This is a genomic window from Leifsonia sp. EB34, from assembly GCF_041260585.1.
Classification (GTDB): Bacteria; Actinomycetota; Actinomycetes; order Actinomycetales; family Microbacteriaceae; genus Leifsonia.
In genome coordinates this window covers 1323698-1341963 of the sequence record NZ_JBGCCV010000002.1, presented here as the reverse complement: position 1 = coordinate 1341963, position 18266 = coordinate 1323698, and the positions used below count along the sequence as shown (strand labels likewise).

Below are 18266 nucleotides of genomic sequence, written 5' to 3'. Positions count from 1 at the left end.
TCGCTCCGCACGTCCCGAAACCGCCGAGTACGCGAATTGTCCGCGTACTCGGCGGTTTTCGCCGTAATAACGGCGTACTCGACGGTGTGCGACGGGGGCGGGGTCAGGGGCGAGCGGAGTGCTTGCGGGCGCGGTAGGCGGCGGCCTTGGCGCGGTCGCCGCATCCGGCCATGCCGCACCAGCGCCGGTTGGCGGTGCGGGAGGCGTCCAGGAACGCGCGCGTGCAGTCGGTGCCCTCGCACCATTTGAGCCGCCCGGCGTTCCCCGGAAGGTAGAGCTCCACCGCCGCGCGGCCGACCGCGGCGAGGCACGCGGCGAGATCGCCGCTGGTCGTGACGGTACGGTCGGCGGTCAGGATGGCCGTTGGCCCGGGTGCGGTGGCGTAGCGGTTTACGCGGCGAAGGTCCGCGGGGACGAGCGGTCGGTCGGCCTCCGTGGTGAGCAGCGACCAGATCGTCTCGCGCAGGCGCAGGGCCTCGGCGAGACCCCGCTGGTCGACGGCGGGAGGCTCGTCGACGACTCCGGCGTCGGCGAACCAGCGTGCCAGGTCGGCGGGGTCGCGCAGGTGCTCGATGGCCGCCGTGCGGCGCTCGGCCACCGTCGCCACGAAGTCAAGAGCGAGGTTGCCCGCCACGAACTCGAATCCCACGTCACCATCTTGACAGGTGACGTGGGTGCGGGCAACGTGTGCGCAATGAGGGCGCGGAACGGCATCATCGTCTACGTGACGGTCGCGGTCGCCGCCCGGTCCGCCGACGCCGGCGCGATCGTCGCTGCCGTGCTCGCCGGCACAGCCGTCGGCGGGCCCGGGGCCGGGGGTCTGCTGGCCGGCGCGCTCACCCTTCCGCACCTGATCGGGCCGCTCGCCGGGCGGCTGCTGGACCGGCGCAGCCGGCCGGGACCCGTGCTCGCTGCCGCTTTCCTCTGGTACGCGGGGCTGATCGTTCTGGCCGCGGTCACCCTCCGGTTCAGCGTGGCCGGGGCCGCGGTCGCCTTGGCCGGGGCTGGGTGTGCGGGCCCCCTCGTCACCGGAGGGCTCAGCAGCCGGCTCGCCGGGATCGTGGACGCCGGCGGCCGCGCCGATCCCGCCGCTCGAGGTCACCGTCGCGGGCAGGCGCTCGACGCTCTCACCTACGGCATCGCGGGGACCGCTGGGCCAGCCGCGGTGGCCTTCCTGGCCACGACTTTCGGCCCGACGGTCGCGCTTGCGGCGACGGCGAGTCTCCTCGTTGTGGCGGCCGCCGTCGTGCTCTGGCTTCCGGCCTCCTCTCCCGAGCGCGGGCGCACCGAGCGGGGAAGCGTCCTCCGGCTCATCGTCGTCTCCGGCCCTCTTCGGCGCACCACGGTCGCGACGGTCGGCTCGGCGGCCGCTCTCAGCGCTGCACCCGTGATCGCGACGGCGCTCGCCACGCAGTGGGGCTCACCGCCCTCTGTGGTGGCCGTGCTCATGGCGGCGTACGGCGCGGGAGGGCTGGTGGCCTCCCTTCTTCTGATCGCCGCACCACTGCGCGGAACCCCGGAACGGCTTGTTCGGGCCGGTGTCGCCATCGCGAGCGCTGCGTTACTCCTCCCGTTGCTTGCTCTTCTCGTTCCCTTCGCGGAATCTGCGGTAGGCGCGGTCGCATTCGGCGTGATCGGGGCGGCGAGCTCGGTGCTGTTCGCTGCGACTCTCGCGGCGCGCACCGAGTTCGCACCCCCGGGAGCCGCATCGCGGGTGTTCGCCACGGTCGCCGGCGTGAAGGTCGGCGGCAGCGCGATCGGCGTCGCCGTCGCAGGCCAGCTCGCCCCGCTCGGTGGGGTGCCGCTCACCCTGTTCGCGGTTGCGCTCTGCGCCCTCACGCTCACGACGATCACGCTCGACGCCGCCGTCAGCGGCGACGCCCGCGCGGACTCCCGAAGCCGTCACCCGGGCTCGTCGACCTCGGTGCGAGACGAGCTGGGCTGACGGCAAGGACGTCACGAGGCGGCGCGACGCTCAGCGGAAGTCGCGGGAGGCGGTGCGGATGGCGGTGTCGAGGGGCTCCAGGCGGTCCGCGAGCACGTTGACCACCCCCTCCTCGCTGCGCTCCAGGATGCCGCGGACGATCATCGCCGGCGCCTGCCTGGCCACCCGGCGGTAGCGGTTCCACACCCCGACCGGGCAGATCACGTTCACCAGGCCGGTCTCATCCTCCAGGTTGAGGAAGGTCACCCCCGCTGCCGTCGCCGGCCGCTGCCGGTGGGTGACCACGCCGCCCACCTCGATGCGCCGCCCCGACTCCGCGACCGCCAGGCTGTCGGCCGCCCGCACACCGCGTACTGCCAGCGCCGGGCGCAGGAAGCGGATGGGGTGGTCGTCGGTGGAGATCCCGGTGGCCCACAGGTCGCTCGCGAGCTGTTCGGCGGGGGAGAGCATCGGAAGCAGGGGAGGCTGCACCGTGATCGCGGTGCCCGCCAGGTACTCGGGCCGCTCCTGCGCGGCGTTGCCGGCCTCCCAGATCGCCTGCCGCGGGGACAGCCCGAACCCCTCGAACGCGCCCGCCGCGGCGAGCGCCTCCAGCTGCGTCACCGTCAGCCCGACCCGGCGGGAGAGGTCGCTCAGGTCGCGGTAGGGTCCGGAGGCCTCCCGCTCGGCCACGATCCGCCCGGCGAGCGTCTCGCCGATGGAGGTCACGCCCGCCAGGCCCAGCCGCACCGCGTGCCCGGCGTCGCGGCGGTGGGCGGCGAAGTCGAGCGGCATGCTGCGGTCGAACGCGCCGACCGGGGGCTGGTCGTGCTCCAGGCACGGGTCGGTGCCGGTCGGTCCCTGCCGCGCCGGGTCGATGGCCTCCAGCAGCGGGAACACTCCGGAGAGCTGGATGTCCGGCCGGCGCACCAGCACGCCGTGCCGCCGGGCGTCGGCCGTGAGCGTGCGCGGCGAGTAGAACCCCATCGGCTGCGCGCGCAGCAGCGCCGCAAGGAACGCGCCGGGGTAGTGCAGCTTCATCCACGAGCTGACGTACACCAGCAGCGCGAAGCTGATCGCGTGGCTCTCGGCGAAACCGAAGTTGGCGAACGCCTCGATCTTCTCGTAGATGGCGTCGGCGTCGGCCCCGACGATCCCGTTGTGCGCCATCCCCTCGTAGAGCTTCGCGCGCAGTGCGCCGATCTTCTCGACGCCGCGCTTGGAGCCCATCGCCCGGCGCAGCAGGTCGGCGTCCTCCGCGGTGCAGTCGCCCACCGCGACGGCCATCTGCATGAGCTGCTCCTGGAACAGCGGGACGCCCATCGTCCGCTCCAGCACCGGCACGAGTGCGGGGTGCAGGTAGGTGACCGGCTCCTTGCCGAGCTTGCGGCGGATGTACGGGTGCACGGCGCCGCCCTGGATGGGGCCGGGCCGGATCAGCGCGATCTCGATCACCAGGTCGTAGAAGCTGCGCGGCTGCAGGCGCGGCAGCGTGCCGATCTGCGCGCGGCTCTCCACCTGGAACACCCCGATCGAGTCGGCCCGGCAGAGCATGTCGTAGACGCCGGGCTCCTCCTTCGGGATGCTGTCCAGCGTCCACGTCTCGCCGAGCGACGCCTCGATGGTGCGCATCGAGTAGTCGAGCGCGGAGAGCATCCCGAGGCCGAGCAGGTCGAACTTGACCAGGCCCATCCAGGCGCAGTCGTCCTTGTCCCACTGCAGCACGGTGCGGTTCTCCATCCGGGCGTGCTCGATCGGGCACACCTCGCCCACGGGCCGGTCGGTGAGCACCATCCCGCCGGAGTGGATGCCGAGGTGCCGCGGGAACTTCAGCACCTGCTGGGCGAGGTCGACCACGGCCTCCGGGATGTCGTGGTCGTCGGTGGTGGTGACCTTGCTCCAGGAGTCGATCTGCTTGCTCCAGGCGTCCTGCTGCCCGGCGGAGTGGCCGAGCGCCTTCGCCATGTCGCGCACGGCGTTCTTGGGCCGGTAGGTGATGACGTTGGCGACCTGGGCCGCGTTGTGCCTGCCGTACTTGGCGTAGACGTACTGGATGACCTCCTCGCGCCGGTCGGAGTCGAAGTCGACGTCGATGTCCGGCTCCTCCTCGCGCATGGAGGAGAGGAAGCGCTCGAACGGCAGGTCGTACTTGATCGAGTCGACCGCCGTGATCCCGAGCAGGTAGACCACCGCCGAGTTCGCCGCGGAGCCCCGGCCCTGGCAGAGGATGCCGCGGCTGCGGGCGAACTGCACGATGTCGTGGACGATGAGGAAGTAGCCGGGGAAGTCCTTCGCCTCGATCACGTCCAGCTCGCGCTCGATGCGCTCGCGCTTGGCAGGGCTGCGGTCGAGGTCGGGGTAGCGCTCGGCCGCGCCGCGCCAGGTGAGCTCGCGCAGCCAGCTCATCGGGGTGTGGCCCTCCGGGACCTCCTGCTTGGGGAGCTTCGGCCGGGCGCTGCGCAGCCGGAACGCCAGGTCGTCGGCGATGTCGGCTGTGCGCTCGACGGCGCCGGGATAGCGGGCGAACCGGGCCGCCATCTCCCGGCCGCTGCGGAGGTGCGCGGCGGCGGAGGCGGGCAGCCAGCCGTCCATCTCGTCGAGGCTGCGGCGGGCGCGCACCGCCGAGACCGCCGTGGCGAGCGGGTACTGGGCGGGCGTGGCGTAGTGGACGTTGTTGGTGGCGACGACCGGGAGGCCGAGCCGGCCGGCGATCCGGGCCAGCACGTCGTTGTCGGTGCTGTCGCGCGGGCCGCCCTGGTCGATCAGCTCCACCAGCACGTTGTCGTGACCGAACAGCTCGGCGAGGCGGGCGACCTCTCGTTCGGCGGCCCGCTCGCCGTGCTCGGCCAGCGCGAGGCGCACGTCGCCTTTGCGGCAGCCGGTGAGCACCATCCACTCGCCGCCGGACTGCTCGGCGAGGGTGGGGAGGTCGTACACCGGCCGGCCCTTCTCCTCGCCGGCGAGCTGGCCCGCGGTGATGGCGGCGGCGAGCCGGTGGTAGCCGGACTGCTGCCGGGCGAGCAGGACGAGGTGGCTGCCCTCCGGGTCGGCCTCGCCGTTCTGCGGCCGGCTGAGCGACAGCGACAGCTCGGCGCCGAACACCGTCTTCACGCGCTCGTACGCCTCGGCGGCCTCGGCGAGCCGGACCACGCCGTACAGGCCGTCGTGGTCGGTGAGGGCGAGGCCGCGCAGGCGGAGGCGGGTGGCCTCCTCCAGCAGCTCCTCGGGCGCGCTGGCGCCGTCGAGGAAGCTGAAGGTGCTGTGCGCGTGCAGCTCGGCGTAGGGGACGTGGCCGTCGTCCGGATCCTCCGGCATCGGCTGCGGCACGTACTTCTGCCGCTTGCGCGAGGAGGGCCGCTCCGGCTGCTCCTGCTCGCTGACGCGCCGCCCGCTCAGCCGCCGCTCGAACTCGGACCAGGGAATCGGCGGGTTATTCCATCCCATCGCGCGCCCCTCCCTGCATCCACCTGGCAGAACACGCCGTCTGGAGGTCGGGCCGCACGGCATGTCCTGCCAGGTGGATGCGCGGGCTAGTCATAGCGGGCCTCCGCGAGCCAGGCGGTGCCGGTGAGGGCGAGCAGCCAGGCCGTCCCGTCGGCGTCGACGAGCTGGAAGCGGTGCATGGCGCGGGCGAGCGTCGCGTCCCACCAGCGCTCGCGCACCGGCCACGGGCCGGCCCAGGAGTCCACCGGCCGGGCGTCCCGCGCCGCGCCGGTGGGGGAGAAGCTCGCGATCGGCGCGGTCACGTCGCCGCGATCGGTGACCTCCACCGGCTCGCCGGACGCACTCAGCACCGCCACCGGCCGCGGCACCTCGAACACCGTGGAGGGCGCGGGCGCCGGCAGCGACCCGGGCCACGGCCGGTCCGAGCGGGCGACGCCCACCGGCCGGTCGCCCCACGGCACCAGCACCTGCCGGTCGGACAGCGCCCGGCCGCCGCCGATGGTCGCGGTGACGACGGCGTCGTGGCCGAGCATCCCCTGCACCCGGGTGAGGCCGTGGTGGATGCGCTCGTCCGCGCCGCCGCCCCACAGGCCGTCCTCGTGGTGGCCGATGTCGTCCACGGCCTCCGGCGCGACCGCGACCTTGGCGATCGGGGAGGCCAGCCCGGAGTCGATGGAGCCGGCGCCCTGCAACTGCCAGCGCACCCGGTCCACCACGTCGGAGGCCGAGAACAGCCGGGGGTGCTGCCAGCTCCGCTCGCTCACCCGGCCGCGCTCGTCGGTCACCTCGATGCGCAGCGACGTGCACACCAGCCCGGCCTTGGTGAGCCCGGCGACGAACTGCTCGGCCGTGCCACGGAACGCGAAGGTCACCTGGTCGACCCGGTCGAGGGGAGGCTCGAACTCGATCGCCCGGTCCAGCACCTTCGGCGGGGTGCGCGGCACCACAGCGGCGCCGTCCATCCCGCTCGCCAGGTCGTGGGCGTGCTCGCCGCGCTCCCCGAACCGCTCCCGGACGTCCAGGCGGTCGAGCCGCGCCAGGTCGCCGAGGGTGCGCAGGCCCAGCCGGCGCAGCAGCGGAGTGAGCTCGGTCAGGCCGAGCTGGGCGACCGGCAGGGGTGCGAGGAAGGCGGGGGAGCCGCCGGGCGGCACGATGCGGACGCGGGCCGTCCCGGTGGAGCGTGCGGACTGCTCGGCGGCGAACGGCCCGTCGGCGATCCCGATCCGCACGTCGTCGAGCGCGAGCCCGAGCGTGTCCGCCAGCCCCTCCAGGCAGCGCAGCAACTCCGCGGCCGCAGCCTCCTCGCCGCCGTAGTAGCGCGCCGGACCGCGCGCCCGCAGCACGCACGTGCCCGGCCGCACGGCCTGTACGCCCGGGGTGATCTCCTCGATCGCGGTCAGCACCGGCTCGAAGGCGCGCGCGTCCAGCACCGGGTCGTAGAGGACGATCTCGAGCTGCGGGCAACGCGACTGCGCCTCCCTGACCCGGAGCCCGCGGGTGACCCCGTCGGCGCGGGCCTGGGCGGAGCAGGCGAACACCATCCCCTTCTCGACCAGCGCCAGCGGCACCTCCGCGGGCAGTTCGAGGCGCTGCCGGGCGGCGATGACGGGCCAGTCGGGGCACCAGAGCACGATCGCGCGCGTGACCTGCCGTATCGGAGACATCGCCTAGCTCACCGCTTCCAGGCGCGTGGGCGCCGAGGCGCGGAACGTCTCGTCGACCGCGGGCAGCCACAGCTCGGCGCGGCGCCGCGGTCCGGCCCCGCCGCGGGGTGCGGCCTCCACCGTCACCCGCCGGGAGGAGAGATAGCCGGCGCCGGCGCCCAGCCCGTCCCAGCCGCTGCGGACGACGGAGAGCGCCGCCTCCGCCTGCGGCCACTCGCCGGCGACGACGAGCGTGGCCTCCCGCTGCCGCAGCCGCGCGGTCAGCCGGGCGACGTCGCCGCTCTTCGGCCGCTCCGGGGGTGCGACGGCGATCACGCCGAGCACGTCCGCCATCGCGGCGGTGACGGTCAGCCACTGCGGCCCCGGATGCGGCACCAGCACGAGCCGCTCCAGGTCGATGCCGAACCGCCCGGCGGCCTCCGCCCCGAAGTCGGGCATCCCGACCACCCCGCACCAGGCGCCCGCGGCGCTCGGCCCGGCGAGCATCGCCATCAGGAGCGTGGTGGAGCCGTGCACCGTGTAGGCGGCGCCGGCCTTGAGCGCGCCGCCGGGCAGCAGCGCGGCGAGCGCGGGATGCGTCTCCAGCCGCCGCGCGTCGAGTTTCGTCGCCTGCATCTGCCGGATGCGCGACTGCAGCTCGTGCACCTGCGCCCGGTCGGCGACCGGGTCGGGGAAGGCGGGTGCGACTGCCAAGGACATACGTCTATTTTCGAACACATGTTCGAATACCGCAAATGTATTCTGGTGCACGAAAGTGCACGGGGCCATCTGTCTAGAACAGGAGAAACGACCCGAGACTCCTTCCGAACGCCATTCCGCAGGAGTTCAGGCGCGTGTCGCGGTGGAATCTCCTGCGCTATGCGCGGCCGACGGGCTCGGTGACGAAGTCGATGAGGCGTTCGACCCGGCCGAGGAGCTCCGGCTCCAGGTCGGCGTAGGTGCGCACGCGGCCGAGGATCAGCTTCCAGGCCCGCGCGATGTCCGCCTGGCTGTCGTGCGGCAGCCCGAGCGCGGCGCAGATGCCGTGCTTCCACTCGATGGAACGGGGGATCGAGGGCCAGGCCTCCAGCCCGACCCGCGCGGGCTTCACGGCCTGCCAGATGTCGATGTAGGGGTGGCCGACCACGAGCACGTGCGCGCCGAACGGTCCGCGCGCGACCTTCTCGGCGATCCGGCTCTCCTTGGAGCCCGGCACGAGATGGTCGACCAGCACGCCGACCCGGCGGCCGCGGTCGGGCGCGAACTCGCGCACGATCGCGTCCAGGTCGTCGACGCCTTCCAGGTACTCCACGACCACGCCCTCCACCCGGAGGTCGTCGCCCCACACGCGCTCCACCAGCTCGGCGTCGTGCCGGCCCTCCACGAAGATGCGGCTGGCGCGGGCCACGCGCGCCTTCTGCTCGCCCACGGCGAAGGAGCCGGAGGCCGTCCGACCGGGGGTGGCGGGCGCGCGGCTCGGCACGACGAGCTGCACGGGCTCCCCGTCGATGAGGAAGGACGCCCCCAGCGGGAACACGCGCTTCGCCCCGAAGTAGTCCTCCAGCTCGACGGTCTGCGCCTCCAGCCGGACGATCGCGCCGCAGAACCCGGTTCCGGCCTCCTCGACCACCAGGTCGCGCACGGCCTCCACGGTCGGCACGGCCTTGCGGCCGGCGTTCTTCCAGTCGGTGGCCAGCACATCGGAGCCGTAGCGGTCGTCGTCCATCACGTTGAGAGAGGCTAAGGGATAGGCAGTGGCGGGTGGCGGAGGCTCCCCGCGCGTGGGTGGATGCGGCCTCAGTCGAAGATCCGCACCAGCCGCCAGCTCCGGTCGTCGGCGTCGTGCCGCACGTCGAACACGTGCGCGATCCCGCCGTCGCTGGTCGCCTGGAACCGCCACCCGCCGATCTCCCGCGGCAGTGCGCCGACGCCGTACCGGTGCTCGCCGAACGGCTTCCACCACGCGCAGATCTCCGCCCACACCGTCGGGGTATCGCTCACCCGGTAGCGGGTGGAGCGCCAGACCAGGCGGGTCGGGATGCCGTCCTCGGTGGTCCACACGGCCACCGCCTCGTCGATGTCGGTCATGAGCACGGGTTCCTCTCGAATCGAACGTATGTTCGAATGCAAGTGTAAACCTGGCCGGTGACGAACGCACCCCAGTCGCCCTAGGGGGCACGAAAAGGTGCCTACTTCCGTTCCGGCCCCGACGATGAAAGCATGGAACTTCTTGAAATATCGATAGGAAGAATATGCCTTCAATCCTGCACGTGAACGCGAGCCCGCGTGATGCCCTCAGCCGGTCCTTGTCGCTGGCCCGCTCGTTCGTGGCGGAGGTCGTCGAGCACGCGCCGGACGTGGAGGTCACAACGCTCGACCTGTTCGAGCCGGGCGCCCTGCCGGCCTTCGGTACGATCGCCGCGCAGGCGAAGATGGCGGTGTTCGCCGGCGACGACCAGACGGACGCGCAGCGAAGCGCGTGGTCCGACGCGCGTGCAGTGTTCGACCAGTTCGCGCGCGCGGACGGCTATGTCTTCAACATCCCGATGTGGAACGCCGGCGTTCCCTACGTGCTCAAGCAGTGGATCGACCTCGTCACCCAGCCGGGCTGGAGTTTCGGGTTCGACCCCGGCGCCGGGTACTCGGGCCTGATGACGGGCAGGAAGGCGGTGGCGATCCATACGTCCGGCGTCTTCGCCCCGGGCCTGCCGCCCGCCTTCGGCTCGGACTTCTCGGTTCCGTTCTTCGCGGACTGGCTGGACTTCGTCGGTGTCACCGATGCCGACCATGTGCGCTTCGCCCCCACCGTCGTCGGGCAGGACCCAGAGGCCGGCCGCCGATCCGCCGAGCGAGAGCTCCGTGCGCTCGTCCCGGCCTTCCGCGCACACCTCGCGCAGCGGGCTGCGGATGACTGACGACTCGGCCCTCGCCGGATGTGCGGCGCGACGGCTGCTGGAGACCATCGGCAGCAAGTGGGCGATCCTGATCATCCTGTCCCTCGCGGACACCGAGTTGCGGCACAGCGAATTGCGCCGCCGGGTCGGCGCCAGCCAGAAGATGCTGACCTCCACCCTGAAGGTGCTCGAACGGGATGGTCTCGTGCGACGGACACTCACCCCGAGCGTGCCGCCGCGCACGGACTACGCCCTGACCGAGCGCGGCGCCTCGTTGCTCCCCGTGCTGCAGTCGATCAAGGAGTGGGCGAACGCCCACCCGGCCACTGTCAGCTCCTGACGATCGACGCGCCCCGCCTGCCATACTGACCGCATGACAGACTTCGGGGATCCGTCGAGCGCGTCGCTGCGCCTCAGCAACGACGAACGGGAGCGCGCCGTCGCCGCGTTGCAGTCGCACGCGGCGCAGGGGAGGCTGAGCGAGGCTGAACTGCAGTCGCGCGTCGCGGCCGCCCGGTCGGCTGTCACGCGCGGCGACCTCCAGCCGCTGTTCGCCGACCTCCCTGGCGTGCTGCACCTGGACGGCGCCGACACCCCGAATCCCGCAGCGAGTTCGCCCGCGGCCGCAGCGTGGCAGGCGTCGCAGCCCGGCCCGAGCCCGTGGAACTCCCCGCCGGCGACCGGCGACCAGGCCCGGCCGGTCACCCGGTGGGGGCTGCTCGTCGTCTCGATCGCGCCGTTCGTCGCGGTCGTCCTGTTCTTCCTGACCGGGATGGCGTGGGGCTACGCCTATAGCTGGTTGTGGTTCCTGCTCATCCCGCTGGCCGGCGCGCTGGTGTATGGCGCCGACGGGGGAGACCGCCGGAGGCGCTAGGCCGCACGACCGTGGGCGTCAGCCGACCGTCGCCCCGAAAAGCAGCCCCAGCAGGTACGTCGCTGCAGCCGCACCGTACCCGATCGCCAACTGCCGCAGCGCTCGCTTGAGCGGCGACGCGCCCGACAGCAGCCCGACGATCGCGCCGGTCCCGAGCAGGACGAGCCCGACGAGCACGGCGGCGACCACGATCGCGGCGGTGCCGGTCAGCCCGAACAGGAACGGCAGGATCGGGATGAGCGCGCCCGAGGCGAAGAAGCAGAAGCTCGACACCGCGGCGCTCCAGCCGTTGCCGACGGCCTCGTGCTCGTCCTCCACGACGCCCGGCACGGCGACCGGCGAGGTGTAGGCGCCGAGCGTGGTGAGCACTTCGTGGGCGTGCGCCTGGGCCTCGGTCTGGTCCATGCCGCGCGCCCGGTAGACGAGCGTCAGCTCGTTCGCGTCCACGTCCAGGTGCGAAAGCGCCGAGCTGGTCGCCGGGTTGGGGCTGGAGGCCTCCAGAAGCTCGCGCTGCGACCGCACGGAGACGTACTCGCCCGCGCCCATCGACAGCGCGCCGGCGAGGAGGCCGGAGACACCGGTGAGCAGCACGACGTGGCTCGGGACGCCGCTCGCCGCGACACCGAGCACGAGCGCCAGGTTGCTGACCAGGCCGTCGTTGGCGCCGAACACGGCCGCGCGGAACGTCCCGGAGAGCCGCTGCCGGCCGCGGGCGGCGAGAGCGCGCACGACCTCCTCGTGCACCTGCTCGTCGGCCGCCATCTGCGGCGTGGCGTCGGCGTCGTCCGCGTAGGGCGACCGTGCCTCCGCCCGCTGTGCGAGCGCGAGGACGAAGACCGAGCCGAACCGGCGGGCCAGGAAGCCGAGCATCCGGGTGCGGATGTCGCCGCGCAGCGGGCGGCCGACCTGGTCGCCGAGGAGGTCGAGCCAGTGCTGCTCGTGGCGGCGCTCGGCCTCCGCGAGCGCGAGCAGGATCTCCCGCTCCTCGCCTTCGCGGCGGCCGGCGAGGTCGCGGTAGACGGCTGCCTCGGCGCGCTCGTCGGCCAGGTACTGGCGCCAGCGCTTGATGTCGGCGTGCGTCGGGGTGCGCGGAGTCGGAGTGCGCGGAGTCGGGGAGGGCTCGGGGGTGCTCATCGGGTGACAAGTCTACCGGCGGAGGTGAAACGGTCGCCCCAGACCGCGGCCAGTTCGCGCACCTCATCCGGGCCGTCGATCGTGAACGGCGCGGCGACCGCGGCGAGTCCGAACAGTGCCCACTCGGCGGAGTCCGCCGTGATCCGCACGCGGGTGCGCGCCGTGCCGTCCGCCGCCGGCGCCTCCGTCTCGGCCTGCGCCCAGCGCCCGATGGCCTGCTCCACATCGGCGAGCGGAGCCGCGATCACGGCGTCCACGACCAGAGTCTCCACCGCCTCGGCGAGCGACGCGCGCACGTACTCGGCGGCGTCGGCCGCGGGCAGCGTCCGCGGGCGGAAGCGCGCCCCGGTCGGCCGCGGCTGCGCCATCCTGTCCAGCCGGAAGCTGCGCCAGTCGAACCGGCCGAGGTCATACGCGACGAGGTACCAGCGGCGCCCGAGCGAGACCAGCCGGTGCGGCTCCACCGTCCGCTCGGAGGCGTCCCCGTCGTGCCGCACGTAGGAGAACACCAGCCGCTCCTCGTCCCGGCAGGCCTGTGCGACGACGGTGAGGAGCTCGGCGTCGACCACCGGCCCCGGCCGCAGCTCGGACGCGAGCGTGGCGACACGGAGGGCGTCGACCCGGCGGCGCAGCCGCGGCGGCATCACCTGGACCACCTTGGCGAGCGCCCGGACGGACGCGTCGGCGACCCCGGCGACGCCGCTCTGGGCCGCGGTGCGCAGGCCCACCGCGAGCGCGACGGCCTCCTCGTCGTCGACGACCAGCGGCGGCAGGGACGCCCCGGCCGCGAGCTGGTAGCCGCCGGCGACGCCGCGGGTGGCATCGACGGGATAGCCGAGCTCGCGCAGCCGCTCGACGTCGCGCCGGAGCGTGCGCGGCGACACCTCCAGCCGGTCGGCGAGCTCCTGACCCGGCCAGTACCGGTGCGTCTGAAGCAGCGACAGGAGCTGGAGGGTGCGGGATCCGGTGCTGGCCATGCCCCCAGTGTGCCGCGTGATCCGGTCGGGATGTGACCGCTATCGCGCCTCCAACGCGTCGGGATCACGGGGCAGGAGGGCTGGTGCGGTTCGCCGGGAGAGCGTGAGCACCGCCTCGGCCACGTGCTCGTCGCGCTGGATCTCCTGCTCGACCGCGTACAGGTCGTCGGCGACGTCCGACTCCGGGTCGTCGCCCACCAGGTCGACCGCGGCGACGAGGAACACCCGCTCAGGGCCGACGTACTCCAGGTGCAGGTAGGTGACCCGCTCGACCTGGGGATGCCGGAGGAGCGCCACCAGCGCCGCCTGGTTCACCCGGTCCGGCGCCGGCTCGCCGAGCAGGAACCGCCGGTTGCGGTCGATCAGCACGACCGCGACGACCGCCAGCAGGATGCCGACCAGGATGGAGCCGACAGCGTCGTAGACGGCGTTCCCGGTGAGCTCGTGCAGCAGCACGCCGAGGAAGGCGATGACCAGTCCGATCAGCGCGGCGGCGTCCTCCGCGACGACCGCGCGCAGTGTCGGATTGGAGGTGCTCAGGATGTGCTCCAGCGTCCCGGTGTCACGGTCGGCCGCCGTCGACCTGGCCTGACCGTACGACTGCACGAACGAGACGCCCTCGAACACGAAGGCGACGGCGAGCACGATGTAGTTGATCAGGTAGTTGGTGTCCGGCTCGCCGGTGCCGAGCTGGGAGAACCCGTGCAGGATCGAGACGACGGCGCCGGCGGTGAACAGCCCGACGGCCGCGAACAGCGACCAGACGTACGCCTCACGGCCATAGCCGGTGGGGTGGAGGTCGTCCTGCGGCCGGCGTGCGCGCCGCTCGGCCTGCAGCAGGAAGACCTCGTTCCCGGAGTCCGCCCAGGAGTGCGCCGCCTCCGCGACCATCGACGCCGAGCCGGTGATCACCGCCGCGATCGTCTTCGCGAGCGCGACGAGGATGTTCGCGCCGAGCGCGAAGAGGACGGTGAACATGCTCTGGTGGGAGCGTTTCGGGTTCGCCATGCCCGCCACAGTACGACCGACTACCATGGCACGCGACAGCAGGACATAAAGAACCGTGACGTAAAAACGCAGAAAGCCCCGATCTCTGGATCGGGGCCTTCTTCGTTGGTGTCCGAGGGGGGACTTGAACCCCCACGCCCTATACGGGCACTAGCACCTCAAGCTAGCGCGTCTGCCATTTCCGCCACCCGGACGGGTGTTTTACGGCCGCCGAAGCTTCCGGCTGCCGAAGAAAGACATTAGCACGAAACCTTCTGTCGCTCTGACATCGTCCCGCACCTCGGGCGTGGCGGGGCGGCCCGCCCGGTAGCGTGGGGGCATGACCGACTCTGCCGACACCGCCGCGAACGGACCAGACGAGACCGAGCTGAACGAGGCCGAGCTGGACGAGACCGCGATCATCGCGCGCGACCTCATCCGCTTCGACACCACCAACTTCGGCGAGGGCCGGTCCAACGGGGAGGCCGAAGCGGCCCAGTACGTGGAGGCGCGGCTGAGCGCCATGGGGCTCGCCCCGCAGCTCTTCGAGTCCGACCCGGGGCGGACGAGCGTCGTCGCCCGGGTGCAGGGGCGCAACAGCGCCAAGCCCGCCCTCGTCGTGCACGGCCACCTCGACGTCGTCCCCGCCGACCCGCGCAACTGGTCGGTGGACCCGTTCGGCGGCGTGGTGAAGGACGGCCTCCTCTGGGGGCGCGGCGCGGTCGACATGAAGAACATGGACGCGATGATCCTGACCGCGGTCGGCGACATCCTGAGCGCGGGGGAGCAGCCCGAGCGCGACCTGGTGCTCGCCTTCTTCGCCGACGAGGAGGACGGCGGCCGGCGCGGCTCGCACTTCCTGGTGGACACCCAGCCGCAGCTCTTCGCGGGCGCCACGGAGGCGATCAGCGAGGTCGGCGGCTACTCCATCGACCTCGGCGGCCGGCGCGCGTACCTGCTGCAGACGGGGGAGAAGTCGCTGGTCTGGATCAAGCTGATCGCCCGCGGGCGCGCCGCGCACGGCTCCCGGCTCATCAAGGACAACGCCATCACGAAGCTCGCGGAGGCGGTCGTCGCGATCGGCCGGCGCGAGTGGCCGATCCAGCTCACCGACACCACGACCCGCCTGGTCGCCGAGCTCGGCCGGCTGCTCGACGTCGACCCCGAGCAGGTCGGCCCCGACGAGGTCGTGCTGCGCACAGGCGCCGCGGCGGGCTTCATCCTGGCGACGCTGCGCGCGACCAGCAACCCGACGCTGCTGGAGGCCGGCTACAAGCACAACGTCATCCCGGACACCGCGGAGGCGCTCATCGACATCCGCACGCTGCCCGGCGACGAGGACCGCGTGCTGGCGGAGGTCCGCGAGCTGATCGGCGACGACGTGGAGATCCAGATCATGCACCGCGACATCGGCCTGGAGGCCGAGTTCGGCGGCGAGCTGGTCGACGCCATCACGGGCACCCTGGAGCGGCACGATCCCGGCGCTCCGGTGCTGCCGTACCTGCTTTCCGGAGGCACGGACAACAAGGCGCTCAGCCGGCTCGGGATCACCGGCTACGGCTTCGCGCCGCTGCGGCTGCCGAGCGACCTCGACTTCCCCGGGATGTTCCACGGGGTCGACGAGCGGGTTCCGCTGGAGGCACTAGTGTTCGGCAGGTCCGTCCTGCGCGACCTCCTGCGCAGCTACTGAAAGAGCCTTCCGTGGATTTCCTCACCGCCCTCGTCCTGGGCGTCGTCCAGGGACTCACCGAGTTCCTGCCGGTCTCCTCCAGCGCCCACATCCGCATCGTCGGGACGCTGATGGGGACAGGCGCAGACCCCGGCGCCCGCTTCACCGCGATCATCCAGCTCGGCACCGAGGCCGCGGTGCTGCTGTACTTCTGGCGCGACATCGCCCGCATCGTCACCCGCTGGTTCCAGGCGCTGCTCGGCCGCATCCCGCGCAACGACCCCGACGCCCGGATGGGCTGGCTGGTGATCGTCGGCAGCGTCCCGATCGTCGTGCTCGGCCTGGCGTTCCAGGACGCGATCGAGACCACCTTCCGGTCGCTCTGGATCGTGGCGACGACGCTCATCGTCTTCGGCATCCTGCTCGGGGTCGCCGACCGGGTGGGAGCCAAGACCCGCCGGCTGCGCGAGCTCACCTGGGGGAACGGCATCGTCTTCGGCTTCGCCCAGGCGCTCGCCCTCATCCCCGGCGTCTCACGCTCGGGCGGCACGATCACGGCCGGGCTGTTCATGGGCTACCAGCGCCGCGCGGCCGCCCGGTACTCGTTCCTGCTGGCGATCCCCGCCGTGTTCGGCAGCGGGCTGTACCAGCTCTACAAGGCGTTCAAGGAGCCCTGCACGGCGGCGCTCCAGGCCGCGGGGACCTGCACCCCGGAGGTCTTCGGTCCGGTCGAGACGGCCGCGGCCACGGTGGTCTCGTTCGTGGTCGGGATCGTCGTCATCGCCTTCTTCATGGGCTACATCTCGCGGCGCAGCTTCCTGCCGTTCGTGATCTACCGCGTGGCGCTCGGCGGCCTGCTGATGGTCCTGCTGAGCACGGGCGTGCTGGAAGGCTGACCACGCTCCGACACGCCCGGCGTGTCCGGACGTGCGGGTGAATTCGCGCGGGATTCAGCCCCGGCGCGGGTCGTCGCCCGCTTTGCCGTCGCGTCCGTCGCGCCCGTCCCTGCCGTCGCCGCGGCGGCGCAAGTAGCGCTCGAACTCCTGGGCGATCGCCTCGCCGCTGGCCTCGGGGGAGTCCACGGTGTCGCGCGCCTGCTCGAGCTGCTGGATGTAGGCGGCCATCTCCTCGTCGTCCGAGGCGAGGGCGTCGATCCCGGCCTCCCAGGCGGAGGCCTCCTCGACCAGCGTCCCGCGGGGGATGGTCACGTCGACCAGCTCCTCGAGCTTGTCGATGAGGGCGAGCACGGCCTTCGGGCTCGGGGCGTTGTGCACGTAGTGCGGCACCGACGCCCAGATCGAGATGGTCGGGATGCCGACGTCCTCCGCGCCCTCCGCGAGCGCGCTCAGGATGCCGACCGGCCCCTCGTAGGTGGAGCGCTCGATCCCGAGCTCGGCGCGGACGGCGGCCGACTCGCTGGTGGCGAAGACCGAGATCGGGCGGGTGTGCGGGACATCGGCGAGCATCGCGCCGAGGAAGACGATCACGCCGATGTCCTCGGCGAGCGCCGCGTCCATGATCTCGGCGGTGAAGCTGCGCCAGCTCCGCGACGGCTCCGTGCCCAGCAGCAGGAAGATGTTGCCGGAGTTGTCGCCGGTCACGTCGAGCTCGGCGTCGCCGGCGAGCGCGTCGCCGACGCGACCCGGGCGGGCCGGCCCCAGCACGACCGCGGACGGCCAGATCAGGCGGCGGCGCCCGTCGTCGTCGGTGACGACCGGACGGTTGAACTGGAAGTCGAAGTAGAGCTCGGGGTCCACTTCGGCGATGGGGACGACGTCGAGCTGCTCCTTGAGCGTCTTCACCGCGCCGCTTGCCGCTTCGCCTGCGTCGTTCCATCCTTCGAAGGCCACCACCAGGATGCGCCCGCCGAGGATGTTCTTCGCGTCAGTCACGTGACCTACTCGTCCTCTCGTCGGCGAGCCGGTCGGCCGCCGTTCCCACCAGGATAGGCCCCGACCCCGTCGCGATAGACTTGCCGGTCGTGACCGATCTGACCACGCACCCACTGCCGGCCGCTGTCTTCTGGGACATGGACGGCACCCTCGTCGACACCGAGCCGTACTGGATGGCCTCCGAGCAGGAGCTCGTCGGCTCGTTCGGCGGCATCTGGACGCACGACGACGGGTTGCTGCTGGTCGGCCTGGGGCTCTGGAACTCCGCGGAGATCCTGCGCTCGCGCGGTGTGGCGATGGAGCCGGACGAGATCGTGCACTGGCTGACCGAGCGGGTGCGGCAGCGGCTCGCCGAGCAGGGCGTGCCGTGGCGGCCCGGAGCGCGGGAGCTGCTGCGCTCCCTGCGCGAGGAGGGTGTGCGCACGGCGCTGGTGACGATGTCGGTCCGCAGCATGGCCGAGCAGATCGTCGCGGCCATCCCGTTCGACGCCTTCGACATCATCGTCAGCGGCGACGAGGTCACCGACCCGAAGCCGCACCCGGCGCCCTACCTGCGCGCCGCCGAGCTGCTGGGCGTCGAGCCGGGCGACGCGGTCGCGATCGAGGACTCCCTGGTCGGGCTGTCCTCCGCGGTGGCCTCCGGCGCCGCGACGATCGGCGTGCCGCACATCGTCCCGCTGCCGGAGTCGGACGAGCACACGCTGTGGGACACGCTGGAGGGCCGCACGGCCGAGGACATCGCGGCCGTGGCCGCCGGGCGGCGCGCCGCCGCCATCGATCAGCCCGCCGCCATCGATGAGGAGGACGCACGATGACCGCCGACAGCAC

Annotated in this window: 17 protein-coding genes and 1 tRNA gene; 7 read left to right on the top strand and 11 right to left on the bottom strand. The window is 72.5% G+C overall.

Annotated features, from left to right (window positions below; genetic code table 11):
• Window positions 1–103: 103 nt before the first annotated feature.
• Window positions 104–649, bottom strand: a complete 546-nt coding sequence (locus ABIA36_RS15850; RefSeq protein ID WP_369963495.1) for an ABATE domain-containing protein — start codon at window positions 647–649, stop codon at window positions 104–106.
• Window positions 650–694: 45 nt separating this feature from the next.
• On the opposite strand from ABIA36_RS15850, the gene ABIA36_RS15845 reads away from it, so the two are divergent.
• A complete protein-coding gene (locus tag ABIA36_RS15845) occupies window positions 695–1945 on the top strand; it encodes a hypothetical protein (RefSeq protein WP_369963494.1) in 1251 nt (416 codons plus the stop codon).
• A 30-nt stretch (window positions 1946–1975) separates the two neighbouring features.
• On the opposite strand, the gene ABIA36_RS15840 is transcribed toward ABIA36_RS15845, so the two are convergent.
• The 5 genes from ABIA36_RS15840 to ABIA36_RS15820 all read right to left on the bottom strand — a co-directional run bounded on the left by ABIA36_RS15840 (window position 1976) and on the right by ABIA36_RS15820 (window position 9099).
• Window positions 1976–5368 carry an error-prone DNA polymerase gene (locus ABIA36_RS15840; RefSeq protein ID WP_369963493.1) on the bottom strand — a complete coding sequence of 1131 codons (3393 nt, stop codon included), beginning with the start codon at window positions 5366–5368 and terminating at the stop codon, window positions 1976–1978.
• A gap of 86 nt (window positions 5369–5454) precedes the next feature.
• The gene (locus ABIA36_RS15835; RefSeq protein ID WP_369963492.1) at window positions 5455–7032 is read right to left on the bottom strand and encodes a DNA polymerase Y family protein; all 1578 of its coding nucleotides are present in this window, start codon (window positions 7030–7032) and stop codon (window positions 5455–5457) included.
• Window positions 7033–7035: 3 nt separating this feature from the next.
• Window positions 7036–7731, bottom strand: a complete 696-nt coding sequence (locus ABIA36_RS15830) for a hypothetical protein (protein ID WP_369963491.1) — start codon at window positions 7729–7731, stop codon at window positions 7036–7038.
• A 157-nt stretch (window positions 7732–7888) separates the two neighbouring features.
• Complete coding sequence (locus ABIA36_RS15825) at window positions 7889–8737, bottom strand: DUF3097 domain-containing protein (RefSeq protein ID WP_369963770.1); 849 nt, start codon at window positions 8735–8737, stop codon at window positions 7889–7891.
• 71 nt (window positions 8738–8808) lie between these two features.
• Window positions 8809–9099, bottom strand: a complete 291-nt coding sequence (locus ABIA36_RS15820) for a DUF6504 family protein (protein ID WP_369963490.1) — start codon at window positions 9097–9099, stop codon at window positions 8809–8811.
• Window positions 9100–9263: 164 nt separating this feature from the next.
• Here ABIA36_RS15820 and ABIA36_RS15815 point away from each other — a divergent pair, with 164 nt between their 5' ends.
• From ABIA36_RS15815 to ABIA36_RS15805, 3 genes are read left to right on the top strand one after another with little or no spacing between them, the layout of a single operon-like run.
• Window positions 9264–9926 (top strand): FMN-dependent NADH-azoreductase, encoded by a 663-nt coding sequence (locus tag ABIA36_RS15815; protein ID WP_369963489.1) that lies wholly within the window; start codon window positions 9264–9266, stop codon window positions 9924–9926.
• Window positions 9919–10245 carry a winged helix-turn-helix transcriptional regulator gene (locus tag ABIA36_RS15810; RefSeq protein WP_369963488.1) on the top strand — a complete coding sequence of 109 codons (327 nt, stop codon included), beginning with the start codon at window positions 9919–9921 and terminating at the stop codon, window positions 10243–10245. Before ABIA36_RS15815 ends, ABIA36_RS15810 begins: the two co-directional genes overlap by 8 nt.
• A 33-nt stretch (window positions 10246–10278) precedes the next feature.
• Window positions 10279–10779 carry a DUF1707 domain-containing protein gene (locus ABIA36_RS15805; protein WP_369963487.1) on the top strand — a complete coding sequence of 167 codons (501 nt, stop codon included), beginning with the start codon at window positions 10279–10281 and terminating at the stop codon, window positions 10777–10779.
• Window positions 10780–10797: 18 nt separating this feature from the next.
• On the opposite strand, the gene ABIA36_RS15800 is transcribed toward ABIA36_RS15805, so the two are convergent.
• The 4 genes from ABIA36_RS15800 to ABIA36_RS15785 all read right to left on the bottom strand — a co-directional run bounded on the left by ABIA36_RS15800 (window position 10798) and on the right by ABIA36_RS15785 (window position 14092).
• Entirely contained in the window at window positions 10798–11913 is a 1116-nt protein-coding gene (locus ABIA36_RS15800) for a VIT1/CCC1 transporter family protein (RefSeq protein ID WP_369963486.1), read from the bottom strand.
• Window positions 11910–12890, bottom strand: coding sequence for a helix-turn-helix transcriptional regulator (locus ABIA36_RS15795; protein ID WP_369963485.1), 981 nt, complete (start codon window positions 12888–12890; stop codon window positions 11910–11912). The genes ABIA36_RS15800 and ABIA36_RS15795 overlap by 4 nt, the downstream gene beginning before the upstream one ends.
• 39 nt (window positions 12891–12929) lie before the next feature.
• The gene (locus ABIA36_RS15790) at window positions 12930–13898 is read right to left on the bottom strand and encodes a cation diffusion facilitator family transporter (protein ID WP_369963484.1); all 969 of its coding nucleotides are present in this window, start codon (window positions 13896–13898) and stop codon (window positions 12930–12932) included.
• Window positions 13899–14004: 106 nt separating this feature from the next.
• A tRNA-Leu gene (locus ABIA36_RS15785) sits at window positions 14005–14092 on the bottom strand.
• A 125-nt stretch (window positions 14093–14217) separates the two neighbouring features.
• Between ABIA36_RS15785 and ABIA36_RS15780 the strand changes: the two genes are divergently transcribed.
• Complete coding sequence (locus ABIA36_RS15780; protein ID WP_369963483.1) at window positions 14218–15567, top strand: M20/M25/M40 family metallo-hydrolase; 1350 nt, start codon at window positions 14218–14220, stop codon at window positions 15565–15567.
• A gap of 11 nt (window positions 15568–15578) precedes the next feature.
• Window positions 15579–16442, top strand: coding sequence for an undecaprenyl-diphosphate phosphatase (locus ABIA36_RS15775; RefSeq protein WP_369963482.1), 864 nt, complete (start codon window positions 15579–15581; stop codon window positions 16440–16442).
• Window positions 16443–16496: 54 nt separating this feature from the next.
• Here the strand turns inward: ABIA36_RS15775 and ABIA36_RS15770 are convergent, their stop codons facing one another.
• A complete protein-coding gene (locus tag ABIA36_RS15770; protein WP_369963481.1) occupies window positions 16497–17438 on the bottom strand; it encodes a proteasome assembly chaperone family protein in 942 nt (313 codons plus the stop codon).
• An 89-nt stretch (window positions 17439–17527) separates the two neighbouring features.
• Here ABIA36_RS15770 and ABIA36_RS15765 point away from each other — a divergent pair, with 89 nt between their 5' ends.
• A complete protein-coding gene (locus ABIA36_RS15765) occupies window positions 17528–18253 on the top strand; it encodes an HAD family hydrolase (RefSeq protein WP_369963480.1) in 726 nt (241 codons plus the stop codon).
• Window positions 18254–18266: the final 13 nt, after the last annotated feature.